Origin of the sequence: Hoeflea sp. AS60, from assembly GCF_038900115.1 — a bacterium.
In the GTDB taxonomy this organism is placed as follows: domain Bacteria; phylum Pseudomonadota; class Alphaproteobacteria; order Rhizobiales; family Rhizobiaceae; genus Hoeflea.
On the sequence record NZ_JBBMQP010000002.1, the window covers coordinates 1 to 15,697 of the forward strand.

A 15,697-nucleotide genomic window follows, 5' to 3' on the forward strand; every position below is an offset into this window, starting at 1 on the left:
GCTGGCGGCAACCGCTTCACCGTGCAAGGCGTTAAGGTTGCACGAAACGTTGTCATTCTCGATCTGGGCGCTTCGATGAACCTGACGCCCGACGCAACGCTTGGCTTCACCTATAGCGGTCAGTTCGGATCTGGAGTCAGTGATCAAAGCCTCAAGGCAAACCTCAGCGTCAAATTCTGACAATCGGCCTGCCGCCAAGGGATAGACCCCACCTGTCTATCCGCGCGACGCTCATGAAACCAGGCGGCGGTCGATCTTCCTTCCACAGTGAGAGTCTCCCTATGTTAAGTGCACGACCCGTCCTTGCGGCATTTGCTCTGGTAAACCTTGCTGGCATGGCCTTCGCTCAGGAGGTGAGCCTGCCGGGCAATGCGTCATCGCTGACCGAGGCCCATGGCGACTGGACAGTCAAATGTGCGGTTGTGTCTTCGTCTGACGGTGCAAAAACCAAGCGTTGCTCACTTTCGCAACAGCAAGTCGCCCAACAAACCGGGCAAAGGGCGCTGGCAATCGAACTCACGACTGCCAGCGAGGGTGCGAGCGGATCCCTCGTTCTGCCCTTCGGTCTTGCGCTGGAGCGCGGCGTTACCTACCAACTCGACGATGGCCCCATCGGCGCGACCCAAACCTTCCGCACCTGCTTGCCCGTGGGCTGCGTTGTCGACGTCACTTTCGACGCTGGCACCCTTGCCTCCTTCAGGTCGGGAAAGCAGCTCCAAGTGACCGCCACTGCCGACGGCGGTCAGGAGATGATCTTCTCCATTTCGCTCAGCGGGTTCTCAAGCGCACTTGACCGCGTGGTGGCACTCTTGGAGTCATAGCGAGCGGCACGTTCATGGTGGGCGGGAGCGGTCAAGAGCGCTTGGAAGACGCTACCCTATCCTTGTGGAAACGAACGAGTTCGGATCCAACAAAGAGCTTGGGAATTTCGGTGTCGCCCCGACGCAAGTCATGCCTCACATGATTACTCACCGTGTTTCGGGTAACACCTAGAATGTTGATGATGTCGTCTACGCAGTAGACGTGAGAAGCCTTGAAGCGACGCCACCAAGCGGACCACTTCATTTTTAACCCCTCAACCCCGTTTCGAATTTGAGAAGATCATCGAACATCCAGTGCGTGGAGCCGCTGCCCAGTTTGCCTGGCTGCGGGAGATCGGCCCTTTCCTCGGGCCACGGCCAGATTGTTGCGATGCTGACACTGTGTCGAGTAGCAACCTGCCTGACCTTGAGAAAAGGTCCCGAATTGCCATTGTCCGTCAAGTTTCCTGTGTTTGGCTTTTTCCAGGCAGTCGGATGGATTTGGCCGGCTTGTTCGGAGCATTCGACTAGCTCCTTTCCGGCGCCACTGGCGCTCGAGGAGCATTCTCATCTGTAAATAGGCGCCTGATCGGCCGGTGCGCAGTCGAATTTCGCAGAAACACGAAAATGCGCGGCAAAAAAGAGATCAGAGTGTTTGAATTCGGGCAAATTCCGATGTTGAATAACCAGCCACCCCCAGCTTGAGGGTAAGAACTAGCAACGTCATGTGCTGGAACCAAAAAAACAGCGAGTCGTCGCGATTGGTCACATGCTGTCGAATTATATCTCGACCTAGCTCGCCGGAACTCACGCTTAAGAGCTACCGCGATGTGGGGCCACGCATGGGGCCAGAAATCTGACTCTCCAAAGATCGTATAAAATCAACGTGCTGTAGAAAATAATGGCGGAGAGGAAGGGATTCGAACCCTCGATACCCTTCCGGGTATACTCCCTTAGCAGGGGAGCGCCTTCGACCACTCGGCCACCTCTCCGTCGACCGTCTGTTACCTTAGCGTGATCGGGTAATCAACCGGAATTCGGGAACGAAATCATCAATTGCATTGGGCTGCGGCCGGCCGATGGCCAATTCGTGTGCCCGAGGCTTGTCCACTCTGTATAACAGAGCCGGAAATTTGCGGTTATCAGCAGGCGGGGTCAGCTTATCCAGCGGAGTTCTCCAGGCAGGAGGCTGCACCCATGAAGCGATGCATCGGTCGGGTAAGACCGGGGCGTTCTTTGGCTCTCGATTGTTCGGGGAGCGACCCGTGTCTGCCGAATGTTGATTCGTGGCAATTCGAAGTGGGTGGCGTGCGCGTCGCCATGGATTGGTGAGCAGGGTCGGATTGCAGCCGAAATTGCGATCAATCGGGGCCTTTTCATGTGGCGGTAATGATCGGCGGTGGGCACGCCCGAGAAATTCGTATTGAGATGTGTTCAATCCGTTGGGTATTGATTGATCATGGCTGGGCAGAGAGCCTGATCCGGTCACCTGAACTCTCCGTCTCTCTATATATACAGATTGCAGTTCAGCGAGGTGTTGGCCCAATGTGCCGAGCAAGATCCACTTGCCGCAGTGCTTGTAAAAGCATTGCCCCTGATCATAGCGAGTCGGCAAAGGGCTTCCCAAATTGGCTCATACCACTCCGATTCTCACCTGATCCGCCGAAAATTGCCGCGAAACCACCGGCGGATGCTGCCTTGTGAAGCGTCTTGCGGCCCTGAGTTCCTAACGAAGGGTAAACAAACCAGGCCGGGCGCGCAGATTTCGTGTCATTTGTGCAACAGGATGTGGTGAAGGCAGGGCGAGAAGCCGTGAGGCGGAGTGATCAGCGTTGCGCGGGCCGCTCCGGTGAGTATGTTCACTAACGAAGCCACGGCGGTTACCCGCTTGTCTTCTTCCATTGTGGGGATGGGACAGAGAATACTGTCCTTCAGCGACAACCCAGACCATTAACTTTTGACTGGAGGTCAGAAATGAACATCAAGAGTCTTCTCATCGGCTCCGCAGCGGCTCTCGTCGCTGTATCCGGCGCTCGCGCTGCAGACGCAATCGTTGCAGCTGAGCCTGAGCCCGTTGAATACGTCCGCGTTTGCGACGCTTTCGGCACCGGCTACTTCTACATCCCTGGCACCGAAACTTGCCTTCAGATTTCTGGTTTTGTCCGCTTCCGCGTGACTGCAACCAAGGGCACCGCCGGTTACACCCAGAACACCCGCGCTCGCATCAACTTTGATGCACGTTCGGAAACTGAAATGGGCATGCTGCAGGGCTTCATCCGTCTTCAGTCCAACTCGGGCAACACTTTCGGCACCGACTCAGCTGTTGTTACCGACCAGGCGATCATCCGTCTCGGCGGCCTGTTCATGGGTTACACTGAATCTGCATTCGCAGCTCTCTGGGGCGGCGGCGTTGGCAACTGGGGCCTCATCCAGACCGATAACGGCGGTTCTTATTCCTACCAGCAGCGTCAGCAGATCGGTTATCGTTACGATGCCGACTCGTTCTACGCGGCTCTGGTTCTCGAGCATGATGCCAACCCTTCGCTCAACTGGACTCCTGACGTCGTCGGTGTTCTCGGCGTAACCCAGGGCTGGGGCGGTGCATTCGCTCACGTCGGTTACGACGAATCTGCCAAGGCAACCGGCGTCAAGGCTGGTGTTGAACTTGCAATCGCTGCTACCGGTGGTTCGCTCCGCGTCGGCGGTTTCTACTCGAACAAGATCGCTAACTCATACGGCGTTACCTTCGGTGCCATCGGTGAAGTTGCTAACTGGTCTGCTGGTCTTGGCTACACCCAAGACCTCACCGAGACCCTCAACGCGACCCTCGGTTACCAGTACTTTGACGGCTTCTCGGCTGCCAAGGGCGGCACACTCAAGAACGGTCACCTCATCGAAGGCGCACTGTCCTGGACTCCTGTCACGAACTTCAACGTTCGTCTTGAAGGCAACTGGGGCACTTCGCGCTCTTATGCTGGCGTGAAGACCAACACTGCAAGCGGCTTCATGTGGGTACGTCGTTCGTTCTAATCAAACCTCGGTTTGATCTGATAGAGCCCGGCAGCTTTGGCTGCCGGGTTTTTTTGTGCCAAGATTCCACTCTTGGATGATCTTTGGCTGAGAATCGTCGTCCGATGTGCATTTCGCTTTAGGCTTGGCCTCTTTTGAGCAGGGGTGATACGCTTCCGGTCTGCAAAGTTGCGGCGGAGAACCGATGCGAAACGTTAAACTCTGGACATGGCCTGGCCTGGCCGCCGTGGTATGTCTTTCGGCTCTCGCGATATGGTTCAAGGCTGGCGCGATTGAAGCAGATCTCCGTTCACGGACAATTTCCGCTTTGCAGCGAGACCATGCCTGGGTGCAGGTGCTGATCAACGGTCGCGATCTCACCCTGACAGGCCTGGCGCCAGATGAAGACAGCCGGAGCAAAGCGCTCTCCATCGCCCGCAATGTCCATGGTGTTCGCGATGTTAAGGATGCGTCTGTTCTGTTGCCGGAGGAAAAGCCTTACCGGTTGTCGGCAGAGAAAACCGAGAACGGCATCACGCTTGGGGGCTTTGTACCCAATGAAGCTGCGCGCGCTGACATTGTCTCGACGCTGACCGGATTGCTTCCAGGTATCGCGCTCTCAGACCAGATGAAACTGGCGAGAGGTGCGCCCGCGGAACTGGTTTCTCTTGCTGGCTTTGGATTGTCTGCGTTCACCCGCTTTTCCATCGGGTCAATGACCATTACTGACGGTACCATGCGGATCACCGGTAAGGCCCTTAATCCAGATGACCATGAGGCTGCGTTGTCAGTGCTTTCGTCCGTTCCGGCTTCCGCAGGTGTAGTGAGTGAAGTGGAGATTGTGCCAGCGGCAGCGATCGGCGACTATAGCTGGTCAGCCTCCAAGGGACCGGGCGGGCTTGTCCTGAATGGGTATGCGCCGGACTTTGCCGTTCGCAAAGCCATCATGACGCGAGCCGGTTTGGCGGGGGGAGACCTCGCTGCCGTTGACCGGATGCGGTTTGCAACGGGGGTTCCTGCTGGCGTGGACTGGCTGACGGCTGTCGAACTGGGGTTGTCTGCTCTTGAGAAAATGAGCGAAGGCACGGTCACCATCACGGACAAGACACTCGATGTGTCCGGGGAGGCGCGCGACGCGGACGCCTTCCGGGCGATACAGGACATGCTTTCCGGCAAGCTGCGAGGCGGTGTCTTGCTGGGTACGGCGGATATCGGGATGGCGCCAGGCCACGGCGCTGATTGACTGCATGACAGCTGCATCGCTGCTGCGGACGGACTGGTAGCCACCGGACATGGTGAAAGCCGTCCGCTCATGAACAAAGAAACGGACGAGGGCAAGGCGGAGTACCGCCGGATTGAGTTTCACATCCTTAATTAACGGGCCCCAGGCCCCTGGAGGGAATAATGTGGTACATGTTCACACATCTTTGGTTTTGGTTGTTGCTGGCTTTTCTCGTTGGCGGGCTGGTGGGATGGAAGACCTGCGGTCGCGTTCGGAGTTGAAAGCAAGTTCAGCTGATTTGGAGGCGGAGTGATGACCATGTTTGTTTTACAGGCCGTGTTTTTGATAGCCGTAGCGTTTGGTTTGGGATGCCTGGTTGGATGCATTCTCAAGGGCAGGTCGGGAAGCGCGCAGCCGCATCCGGGCGCTGCAGGTGCTGTCACTCATGAGGGTGCCGCGCATGCGGTAACTGCCGGCGAGCTTGCGGCGCAAAGTCCGCATTATGAGCCTGAGACTTCACCCCAACCGGCATCGGCCTTGGTTCCGAAGCCGGAACCGACAGAAGAAAATACAACTCCGGCTGCTGCAGCTCCAGCAACGGCGGCTTCAGCCAAAAAGGCAACCACACCTAAGACGGCCAAGCCAAAGGCTGCCAAATCTGCCGTGAGCAAGTCCAGCGCGCCGAAAGCCGCTGCTTCCAAGCCCAAGCCCAAGCCCAAGGCGACGGCTAGCGATGCTGCAAAGGTGATGGTGGAGAAACCGGTCACGGCGAAAGCCGCCGCCGCGAAGACGAAAGCAACAAAGACCAAGCCTGCTGCATCCGCAACTCCTGATAATCTTAAGCAAATCAAAGGGGTGGGGCCGCAGATTGAAGCCAAATTGAATGCTGCCGGGATTAACAGCTTCGCGCAGATCGCCGCCTGGACTAAGAAAGAGCAGGCGCAGTTCGCTGAGCAATTGTCCTTTGCCGGCCGGATCGAGCGAGAGGAATGGGTGAGCCAGGCCAAGATTTTGGCAAAGGGCGGTTCCACCGACTTCGCCAAGCGTGTTGCCAAGGGAGAGGTGGCGACTTCGGCTGGCAGCAAACCCAAGCGTGGCGCCAAGAAGTAGCATCGATTTGCTGCTGCCGCGTCATGCGGCAGCAAGCCGGTGCGGCGTCAGTGCTGTCGTTGTTTGTCGACCGCGGCGAAAAACCGGGTCAGGATGTCGGGAATTCCAGACAGATGCAGGATCGGCGCGTGGCCGTGACCGGGAATTGTGATGGTCTCAAGTGACGGCACACGGTTCTTCATCTCGATCAGCGTATGAGCTGACAGCAACGTTGAATGCTCCCCACGCAGTGCCAATAACGGCATGCCGCCCAGCCCCTCGAACTGCGGCCACAATGTCGGCAGCGGCGTGCCCAGATCTACGCCCTTGAGGCCATCAAGCAACGAAGGGTCGAAGTCAGCCTGAAGCTTTCCGTCTTTTTCCACATAGATTGCATGGGCGAAATCCATCCAATCGGCTTCACTGAGGGCGGGGAAGCTTTTTGCATGGGCAACGGCAAGGATCTGTGCCGCGTCCGTCCAGTTCTTAGGTGTCGGAGTGCGGGACAGATAAGCCTTGATCTGGACCAGTCCGGCACCTTCGATCACCGGACCGATGTCATTGAGCACGCCCGCGGCCATTACGCCGGGCCGCGTTGCTGCAAGTACATGCATGATCAATCCACCGCGCGAGGTTCCTATGAAGATCGCATGTTCAAGGCCGAGTGCCGCCATGCCGGCCAGCACGTCGTCGGCTTCGACGATAATCGTATAGCGGGAAGGGTCCTTGTCCCAGCCGGAACGGCCGCGACCACGGTAATCAAAACTGACCACGCGCCGCGGTGTTTTTGGATCGCTCGACAGCTGGCGCGCCAGATCATCAAAATCTCGGGTGGTGCGGGTCAGTCCGGGCAGACATACGACGGGCAGGCGCTCTCGGGTGGCGGGATTGTCGCGACCGTAGTCGGCAGCATGCAGACGAAGACCATCAGTGGCGGAAAAGAACACGCTTTCGTATGTGTCGGTGCTCACAGAACCGGCTGTGCCAGATTTTTCGTTTGTCCCAGATTTGCCGTTCGCCATCGTCAGATCCTGCTTTTGTCGGTTTTACTTCAGGATCAAGCCTATAGCCTTTTTGATGGGCAATGCGACAGGGCTTATCTGCGGCCAAACCTTAGGTCGCTCTCGATGTTGCCGGATTGGCCAAGGCGAGCCTTGTAGATCTGATAGTTCTCCATGACACGTTGCACGTAATGGCGCGTCTCGGTGAAAGGGATCATTTCAACCCAGTCAATGACCTCGTCAAGCGGTCGCCCGCGCGGATCGCCGAAGCGCTTGATCCACTGTGATACACGGCTAGGGCCTGCATTGTAGGCAATGAAGGTGAGGATGTAGGATCCGCCGAAGTCGGAAATCTGTTCGCCGAGAAAATGCGCGCCCAGGGTGGCGTTGTAGCTGGCATCGGTTGTCAGGCGTTCTTTCGAGTAGGGGAGGCCGTGGCGAGCTGCGACTCCTTTTGCCGTTCCGGGCAGGATCTGTAACAGCCCGCGGGCATTGGCCGGCGAAATCGCCGCCTTGTTGAAAGCGCTTTCCTGGCGCGCGATCGAATAGGCAAGCGCCTTGCCTGAGCCATTGATGTTGGCGGCCGTGGGCACCGCGCCCAGCGGATAGGCAAGGGCTGCGACATCGAGCCCGCGGTTCCAGGCGATCTTGCCGACTTGCAAGGAAATCTGATGTTCGCCGCGTTTCTCCGCCATGGACGCAAGGATGGCGAGTTCACCGGGATTGTCGAGTTCGGCCGCAAGGGCGCGGTAGAGCAGATTGGCACGCCACTCCACACCCGCATCCTCGAGCTTGCCAATGGCCTGCACCGCCTCCCGGCCAGCGAAGGTTGTCCGGTCCTTGGCGGTCGGCGACGGATAGGTGATTTCAAGGGAATTGCGGCCGAGTTTGGCGCTGGCGAGCTGGCCGTAGAATGTGGATGGATACTTTGCTGCTCGTGCGTAGTGCTCGGAAGCTTTCCCGCCGGCTCCGGCTTCAGCCGCACGGCCCAGCCAGTAGTGAGCGCGCGCGGTTGAAATCTGTCCACTTGCGACGGCAAGGATAGCGGAAAAATGCTTCACGGCGGTCTTGGCGTCCTTGAGCCCCCTCAGTGCGTACCAGCCTGCGTGAAATTCGGCTTCGGCTACCTCTTCCGGGCTCTGCGCGAGATGGGCTGCGGCGAGCTTGTAGGCAGTCTTTGCGTCACCATCTTCATAAAGGCCGCGACTGACCACCCTGGCTTCCACCCACCATTCATCCGGATCAACCAGGACCTCGCGGTCGCGTGGCATCCTGGCAAGAAGGGCAGCAGCTTCCTTGTCGCGCTCAAGTTCGCGCAATTGGCGAATACGCAGGTACAGGTAGGCTGGCGTGTCATGCCAGGACTTGTCGACGGCCTTGATCGCCGCTGTGGCCTTTGCAGGATTGCGGATCACGGCTGCCCAGGCGAGGTAAAGCGATTGCGCTTCGGCCTTTTTGGAAAGTGCTTTGGCGTCCTTGAAGTGATCACGGTAAAGCAGCATTTCCATGCGGCGGAAATGGTCGGCCTTGGTCAGCAGGCTGTCGAATTCGCGCAGAAATAAGCCGGCATCACGGTTATCCATGTTGACCGTGCGCCAGAAGTTTGAGGCAATGGTGCGCGCACGCTTGGTGTCGCCGCTCTCCATCAAGGCCCTGACAAGCGTGATGGCGCCTCTGGTGGTTTCGGGTTGCTTGTCGGCGAAGGTGGCCAACACCTGCTGTGCTGACGGCTTTTCGCGGAAAAGGGCATTTTCATAGAGCCGCGGCAGCGCGTTGAGGCCCGGCCAGCCTTTCAATTCGGTGGTCGCATCGGCTATCTCAGCCGATGGCACGCCGTCTTGTCCTGACAGGGCAATCGCCCAGGTCAGTATGTGGCGATCGAGCGTTTTCCGGGGCATGGAATCACGGATCGAGCGGGCGAGGCCGGCGTCCCTGTCGCCAAGCGCTTCCAGGCCTGACTTGAGCGCAAGGCTGGCCGATCTGGAGCCTTTGGTCAGTTTGGAAGACTGTTCGGGTTTGGGATCCGGCTCGGGGCTGACGGTGGAGGGCCGGGGCGCGGGCAGGGGGATCGAACCGGAGGGCAGCGGAGCAGCCGAAGTGACGCCGGCCAGCACTGTGGAAAGCGCGAACAGTGTTGCGAGTGCGGTCTTTTGCATTATGGCCTTCTGTTCGAAATGATGTCCTTGTCTGCCTGCTGCCGAACCGTCGCGCCCTCACCGTGGGTCCTGCATTTTCAATCCCGCAAAAAGCTTTAGCAAAAGCCCGTGAAGCGAGAGTTAAGCAGAGCGAATGCGCCTTGCCTCAAGCAAATAATCAAACCCAATTGCGGGGAATATACGGCCAGCACCACAAATTGGCCGCTGACGGGCTCCAATCAGCTCAAAAGCGCTTCGAGGTGCGGAGCAAGGCTTTTCCGGCGCGGTAATTTCCTGTATCGCCTCCGGTACAGGTTATTGAATGCGCTCACTGGGCGGCGAGTACAGTTTTTGGAGATCAGCATGTTCAAGGGTTCCCTTCCGGCCCTCATCACCCCCTTTACCGAAAATGGCGCGGTGGACGAGGATGGCTTTGCCAGCCATGTCGAGCGGATGATCAAAAACGGTAGCCACGGGCTTGTTCCGGTCGGCACCACGGGTGAGTCTCCAACGCTGACCCATGCCGAGCACAAGCGGGTGGTTGAGCTGTGCATCGAAGTCGCTGCAGGCAGGGTTCCGGTCGTGGCCGGAGCCGGATCAAACAACACAGCTGAATCGATCGAACTTGCGGTGCACGCCGAAAAGGCCGGGGCCGATGCCGTGCTTGTGGTCACCCCCTATTACAACAAGCCGACCCAGAAGGGCCTATATGCGCATTTCAAAGCCGTGGCTGAAGCAATCACGATACCGATCATCATCTACAACATTCCGCCGCGCTCGGTGATCGATATGTCGGTGGAGACGATGGCTGCGCTCAATCGTGATTTTCCCAATATCGTTGGTGTCAAGGATGCGACCGGCAATCTCGCCCGGGTACCGGAACAGCGTATGGCCTGCGGTGCGGACTTTGTGCAGCTGTCAGGTGAGGACCCGACGGCGCTGGGTTTCAACGCGCATGGCGGCGTGGGCTGCATATCGGTAACCGCGAACGTGGCGCCCAAGCAGTGCGCGGAATTTCAGGAAGCGACATTGCGCGGAGATTACGCCACCGCGCTGACGATGCTCGACCGGTTGATGCCGTTGCACAAGGCTATTTTTGCAGAGCCAGGTGTTTCCGGTGTCAAGTACTGTCTGGGCAAGATGGGCCTGGTCAAGAATGTGGTCCGTTCGCCGCTGCTTACGGTTGAACACGGGACAGCGGCCTTGCTTGACGCGGCGCTTGCTCAGGCGGGCGTGGCCAACTGATCATGGCTCCGAAAAAGGAAGACAAGTCGCAGTATGGCAAGGTCGTGGCTGAAAACCGCAAGGCCCGCTTCAACTATGAAATTGTCGAAACATTCGAAACAGGTCTGGTTCTGGCCGGGACCGAAGTGAAATCGCTTCGGGAAGGCAAGGCCAACATCGCCGATTCCTACGCCAATGAAGAGGGCGGGGAAATGTGGCTGATCAATTCGTATGTGCCTGAATATCTGCAGGCCAACCAGTTCAATCATGAGCCCCGGCGGCGGCGCAAGATTCTGGTGAAGTTGCGCGAAATTGCGCGGCTGGGGCAAGCCGTCCAACGTGACGGCATGACACTGGTGCCGTTGAAGATCTATTTCAACGACAAGGGCATCGCCAAGCTGCAATTGGCTCTGGCAAAGGGCAAGAAACTGCACGACAAGCGCGAGACCCAAAAGGAACGTGACTGGAACCGGCAGAAATCACGGCTGTTGCGGGACCGAGGCTAGAGCCGATCATCTTTAGCTTCAAGCCTGAGCCGGCTGCTGATGGCCGCTGCACTCAATCCTTTTCGGCAAGCAGCGATAGCGCGACTTTTTCAAACACGGCATTGAACATTTCAGGTGTCAGGCGACCGGTGTTTGTGTTGTAGCGTGAGCAATGATAGCTCGAAAACACGCTCAATCCGCCAAGTCTGGTTTCATTCGCGTGACCAAATGGGTGGTGCGAGGGATTGCCGCCGAGCGCGCGAATAGTGCTGTCGTGGGCAACCTTGCCCAGCGTTACTATGGTCTTGAGTTCTTGCAGTTGCCCGATCGTTGCGGTGAGAAACGTCCGGCATGTGTTGATTTCCGATGCGATCGGTTTGTTCCCCGGCGGAACACAACGAACAGCATTGGTGACCGCGGTGGCTCTCAAATGAGGTCTGTCAGCGGACAGGGTTTCAGAATTGGTCTTGGCGAAGCCATGTTTGCCAAGCGTTTCGTACAACAGTTCCCCGGAATGGTCGCCGGTAAAGGGAACCCCGGTACGATTTGCGCCACGCAAACCAGGCGCAAGCCCAACAATCAGCAGCTCTACCGAGCCTGATCCTTCGGGTGGATACCAGGTTGCCACCGGTCCGTTGTGCCAATCTGGAAACAATCTGCGGTTATCTACTACAAGACTTCGCAGCCGCGGGCATAGGCTGCACTCATGGTCAGGCTCTGTCATCGCTGAAACGTTCAGTTGGCAGCCAGCTTTTTCACCAATCAATCATCAAATTCGTCTTCATCTTCTTCCGCAGTCGCAAAAGCGCGTTGCGGACGCTCGGATGGGTCACGGCCAATTTCTGCTTTCAGACTTGTCAGATCGATAAAGTAATCAGCCTGGCGGCGCAGATCATCAGCGATCATCGGCGGCTGAGACAGGAGAGACGAGACAACGGTCACCTTGCGGCCCTTGCGTTGAAGCGCCTCAACCAGCGAAGTGAAATCGCCATCTCCGGAGAAAATCACGAGGTGATCGACCACATCGGATTGTTCCATGGCGTCAATTGCCAATTCGATGTCCATGTTGCCCTTTATTTTGCGGCGGCCCATGGAATCGGTGAATTCTTTTGCTGGCTTAGTAACAACCTTGTATCCGTTGTAATCGAGCCAATCGATCAAGGGACGGATCGAGGAATATTCCTGATCTTCAATCAAGGCGGTGTAATAGTAGGCGCGCAACAAATAGCCGCGAGACTGAAATGCCTTCAACAACTTCCGGTAGTCGATGTCGAAATTCAGGCTTTTTGAGGCGGCGTACAGATTCGCCCCGTCAATGAAGAGCGCAATTTTCTCTCTTGGATCAAACACTTATAGTATTCCTTTCAAATAAGCCTTTTGTCGCTGTCGCAGGCAAATTTGGCCTCCATATGGCAAATTTAGATCGATCTCGAACTTTTTAAAAGCCATAAAACTACCATCGCCCTACTATTCCACGACTCAGTAAATCGTGAGGGTGAACCAAATGCTGCGGTTGGTCCCATTTTTCAAGGGGTCGGGCCTTGATACTTATGCATAGCTGCTAAACAATCGATGATGCTGACGCACGGGTCCCTTACGTAAGGTGCTCCGAAGCGGGCATTTACAGAAAGCTCTTTGTTAAAATAAGGGGCTATTTTGCAGAAGGACTTTACGGAAATAGCCGCATCTGGAGCAAAGGACTTGAATTAGCCACACAATGTGTTTATCGCATGGACAAATTCCCCCATAGCAGTTTGTAAAGGACACGCAATGGCCCGCGTCACAGTCGAAGATTGCATCGACAAAGTTGATAATCGTTTTGAACTGGTATTGCTTGCCAGCCATCGCGCCCGCCAGATTTCTCAGGGCGGCCAAATCACGATCCCTCGTGACAACGACAAGAACCCGGTCGTCGCGCTGCGCGAAATCGCGGACGAGACCCTTTCGCCTGGCGATCTGAAGGAAGACCTCATTCATTCGTTGCAGAAGCACGTTGAAGTGGATGAGCCGGAGCCCGATCCGGAGCGTTATCTGCAGACCGGCGAGACTGCTGAAGAGACAGTGGTCGAAGATGATCAGCCGGAAAATGTTTCGTTTGGCTCAATGTCGGAAGAAGATCTTCTTGCCGGCATCGAAGGACTTGTGCCGCCGGAAAAAAGCGACGACTATTGATTGTCTGGTCGGTTGCCTGCTGATTTGCAACGAATTGGCAGCACCCGTCCCAGAGGCCGATAGACAACTGATGCTACACAATGCGCCGGTCGTTCGATTCGGCGCATTTTCTTGTTTTGGAGTGCCATTCCGATGATGCGTCAGTACGAGCTCGTGGAGCGCGTGCAAAAATACAAGCCGGATGCCAATGAGGCCCTGCTGAACAAGGCTTACGTTTATGCCATGCAGAAACATGGCAAGCAGACGCGCGCCAGCGGCGATCCGTACATCTCGCATCCCCTGGAAGTGGCTGCGATCCTGACCGAGATGCGGCTTGATGAATCGACCATTGCCGTGGCGCTGCTGCATGACACCATCGAGGACACTTCGGCAACGCGGGCGGAGATCGACGAGCTGTTCGGCGAGGACATTGGTCGGCTTGTCGAAGGCCTGACCAAGATCAAGAAACTCGATCTTGTGACCAAGCGCGCCAAGCAGGCCGAAAACCTGCGGAAATTGCTGCTGGCAATATCCGATGATGTGAGGGTGCTCCTGGTCAAGCTCGCTGACCGTTTGCACAATATGCGCACACTCGAATACGTGCCGCCGGAAAAGCGCGCCCGCATCGCCGAGGAAACCATGGATATCTATGCCCCGCTGGCCGGGCGCATGGGGATGCAGGAAATGCGCGAGGAGCTCGAGGAGCTCGCCTTCAAGAACATCAATCAGGAAGCCTATGACACCGTCACCGGCAAGCTGGCAGAGCTTTCGGAGCGCAATCGCGATCTGATCCACACCATCGAAGATGAATTGTCTGCGCTTTTCAAGCAGGAGGGTTTGAAGGCGCTGGTGAAGGGCCGGCAGAAAAAGGCCTATTCGGTGTTTCGCAAGATGCAGTCCAAGTCGCTGTCATTTGAGCAGCTGTCTGACGTTTTCGGTTTTCGCATTATCGTTGACACCGAGGCTGACTGCTACCGGGCACTTGGTATCGTGCACATGCGCTGGTCGGTGGTGCCCGGGAGGTTCAAGGACTATATTTCGACGCCGAAGCAGAATGATTATCGTTCGATTCATACGACCATTGTCGGGCCTTCGCGGCAGCGGGTCGAGTTGCAGATCCGAACCGGCATGATGCAAGCCATTGCCGAGCGCGGTGTTGCTGCGCATGCGCTGTACAAGGATTCCGCCTCGAGCGAGGAAGCTGTTCTGCTGTCCAAGGATTCCCGGGCCTATTCCTGGCTGAGGCAGACAATCGAAGCGCTTTCGGTCGGCGACAACCCCGAGGATTTTCTGGAACACACCAAGCTGGAGCTGTTTCAGGATCAGGTATTCTGTTTTACGCCGAAAGGTCAGCTGATCGCCTTGCCGCGCGGGGCGACGCCGATCGATTTTGCCTATGCGGTGCACACCGATATTGGCGATACCTGCGTCGGGGCCAAGATCAATGGCCGGATCATGCCGCTTGTCACCAGGCTTGCCAATGGCGACGAAGTCGAGATCCTGCGGTCTGGCGTTCAGGTTCCGCCGCCGGCATGGGAAGAGATAGTGGTGACCGGAAAGGCGCGTGCTGCCATTCGCCGGGCGACCAAGGCTGCGGTGCGCAAGCAATATTCCGGCCTCGGCATGCGTATTCTGGAGCGGACGTTCACGCGAGCGGGAAAGCCGCTGTCCAAGGATGGGCTCAAGCCGGTGTTGCATCGTCTGGGTCACAAGGATGTCGAGGACGTGCTGACAGCGGTCGGTCGCGGTGAACTGGCCTCCGACGATGTGTTCCGTGCGGTTTATCCCAATCACCAGGAGACACGGGTCTCGCCGCGCAAACCTGCGGATGAAGGATGGTTCAATCTTCGCAGTGCGGCGGGACTGATCTTCAAGCTTCCCGGTCTCGCCAAAACCCAGAAAGCATCCAAGGCTTCGCGGAAAATAGGGCCGGATCCGGACATGGACGCGATGCCTATCCGCGGCATGGATGACAATTCGGTGGTCAAATTCGGTCCGGGGGGCGCAGTTCCGGGTGACCGGATTGTGGGTATTCTGGAGACTGGCGCGGGCATCACCATTTATCCGATCCAGTCGCCTGAGCTGACCAAATTCGATGACGAGCCGAACCGATGGATCGATATCCGCTGGGATATTGATGAGAACAACAAGAACCGTTTTCCGGCCCGGATTCTTGTCACCGCTATCAACGCGCCTGGAACACTGGCTGAAGTTTCGCAGGCGATCGCAACCAGCGAGACCAATATCCAGAACCTTTCAATGGTTCGGGTTGCTGCCGATTTCACCGAGATGTTGATTGATCTGCAGGTATGGGACCTCAAGCACTTGATCCAGTTGATTACCCAGTTGAAGGCGCTCGGATCGGTATCTACAGTCGAACGGATTTATCAGTGAGCACAGGTGGCGGCTTGAGGGCTTGCCAAATGGGCAGCTGTGCCTTTGTCAGGAGTGTATATTTGAGCCGGACCTTTACCAGTTCTTCGCAGTTGGCGGGCACCCTGGTTCCCGTAAAATAGGGATAACGGGCGCTCTGGGAAATTTCTTGTCGGACTGACTTAGAGCTGACACAAAAAGAGCGATA

General features: G+C 56.9%; 13 protein-coding genes and 1 tRNA gene. 9 read left to right on the plus strand and 5 right to left on the minus strand.

What is annotated here, in order from left to right; all coding sequences use genetic code 11:
* Together WNZ14_RS10275 and WNZ14_RS10280 are read left to right on the plus strand one after the other, a co-directional pair.
* Positions 1-180 (plus strand): autotransporter outer membrane beta-barrel domain-containing protein (locus tag WNZ14_RS10275; protein WP_342868561.1); only part of this gene is annotated, 180 nt, incomplete at its 5' end.
* Between the two features lie 155 nt (positions 181-335).
* Complete coding sequence (locus tag WNZ14_RS10280; protein ID WP_342868562.1) at positions 336-821, plus strand: invasion associated locus B family protein; 486 nt, start codon at positions 336-338, stop codon at positions 819-821.
* Between the two features lie 881 nt (positions 822-1,702).
* Here WNZ14_RS10280 and WNZ14_RS10285 read toward each other — a convergent pair.
* Positions 1,703-1,792 (minus strand) — tRNA-Ser (locus WNZ14_RS10285).
* Between the two features lie 982 nt (positions 1,793-2,774).
* Here WNZ14_RS10285 and WNZ14_RS10290 point away from each other — a divergent pair.
* From WNZ14_RS10290 to WNZ14_RS10300, 3 genes are all read left to right on the plus strand, one after another.
* Complete coding sequence (locus tag WNZ14_RS10290; protein WP_342868563.1) at positions 2,775-3,830, plus strand: porin; 1,056 nt, start codon at positions 2,775-2,777, stop codon at positions 3,828-3,830.
* 184 nt (positions 3,831-4,014) lie between these two features.
* Positions 4,015-5,052, plus strand: a complete 1,038-nt coding sequence (locus tag WNZ14_RS10295; RefSeq protein ID WP_342868564.1) for a BON domain-containing protein — start codon at positions 4,015-4,017, stop codon at positions 5,050-5,052.
* 291 nt (positions 5,053-5,343) lie between these two features.
* Positions 5,344-6,141 carry a hypothetical protein gene (locus WNZ14_RS10300; RefSeq protein WP_342868565.1) on the plus strand — a complete coding sequence of 266 codons (798 nt, stop codon included), beginning with the start codon at positions 5,344-5,346 and terminating at the stop codon, positions 6,139-6,141.
* A 47-nt stretch (positions 6,142-6,188) separates the two neighbouring features.
* Here the strand turns inward: WNZ14_RS10300 and WNZ14_RS10305 are convergent, their stop codons facing one another.
* Together WNZ14_RS10305 and WNZ14_RS10310 are read right to left on the minus strand one after the other, a co-directional pair.
* The gene (locus WNZ14_RS10305; protein WP_342868566.1) at positions 6,189-7,091 is read right to left on the minus strand and encodes an alpha/beta hydrolase; all 903 of its coding nucleotides are present in this window, start codon (positions 7,089-7,091) and stop codon (positions 6,189-6,191) included.
* Between the two features lie 125 nt (positions 7,092-7,216).
* The gene (locus WNZ14_RS10310) at positions 7,217-9,277 is read right to left on the minus strand and encodes a lytic transglycosylase domain-containing protein (RefSeq protein ID WP_342868567.1); all 2,061 of its coding nucleotides are present in this window, start codon (positions 9,275-9,277) and stop codon (positions 7,217-7,219) included.
* Between the two features lie 342 nt (positions 9,278-9,619).
* On the opposite strand from WNZ14_RS10310, the gene dapA reads away from it, so the two are divergent.
* On the plus strand, positions 9,620-10,501 hold the full coding sequence (gene dapA / locus WNZ14_RS10315) for a 4-hydroxy-tetrahydrodipicolinate synthase (protein ID WP_342868568.1): 882 nt from the start codon (positions 9,620-9,622) through the stop codon (positions 10,499-10,501).
* A 2-nt stretch (positions 10,502-10,503) separates the two neighbouring features.
* Positions 10,504-10,986, plus strand: a complete 483-nt coding sequence (gene smpB / locus WNZ14_RS10320) for an SsrA-binding protein SmpB (RefSeq protein ID WP_342868569.1) — start codon at positions 10,504-10,506, stop codon at positions 10,984-10,986.
* A 52-nt stretch (positions 10,987-11,038) separates the two neighbouring features.
* Here smpB and WNZ14_RS10325 read toward each other — a convergent pair whose 3' ends face one another.
* Together WNZ14_RS10325 and WNZ14_RS10330 are read right to left on the minus strand one after the other, a co-directional pair.
* A complete protein-coding gene (locus WNZ14_RS10325) occupies positions 11,039-11,731 on the minus strand; it encodes a uracil-DNA glycosylase (RefSeq protein WP_342868570.1) in 693 nt (230 codons plus the stop codon).
* Positions 11,728-12,315, minus strand: coding sequence for an NYN domain-containing protein (locus tag WNZ14_RS10330; RefSeq protein ID WP_342868571.1), 588 nt, complete (start codon positions 12,313-12,315; stop codon positions 11,728-11,730). Before WNZ14_RS10330 ends, WNZ14_RS10325 begins: the two co-directional genes overlap by 4 nt.
* A gap of 420 nt (positions 12,316-12,735) precedes the next feature.
* On the opposite strand from WNZ14_RS10330, the gene rpoZ reads away from it, so the two are divergent.
* Positions 12,736-13,137 (plus strand): DNA-directed RNA polymerase subunit omega, encoded by a 402-nt coding sequence (rpoZ, locus tag WNZ14_RS10335; RefSeq protein ID WP_342870206.1) that lies wholly within the window; start codon positions 12,736-12,738, stop codon positions 13,135-13,137.
* A gap of 132 nt (positions 13,138-13,269) precedes the next feature.
* The gene (locus WNZ14_RS10340; protein WP_342868572.1) at positions 13,270-15,510 is read left to right on the plus strand and encodes a bifunctional (p)ppGpp synthetase/guanosine-3',5'-bis(diphosphate) 3'-pyrophosphohydrolase; all 2,241 of its coding nucleotides are present in this window, start codon (positions 13,270-13,272) and stop codon (positions 15,508-15,510) included.
* The last annotated feature ends 187 nt before the right edge of the window (positions 15,511-15,697 follow it).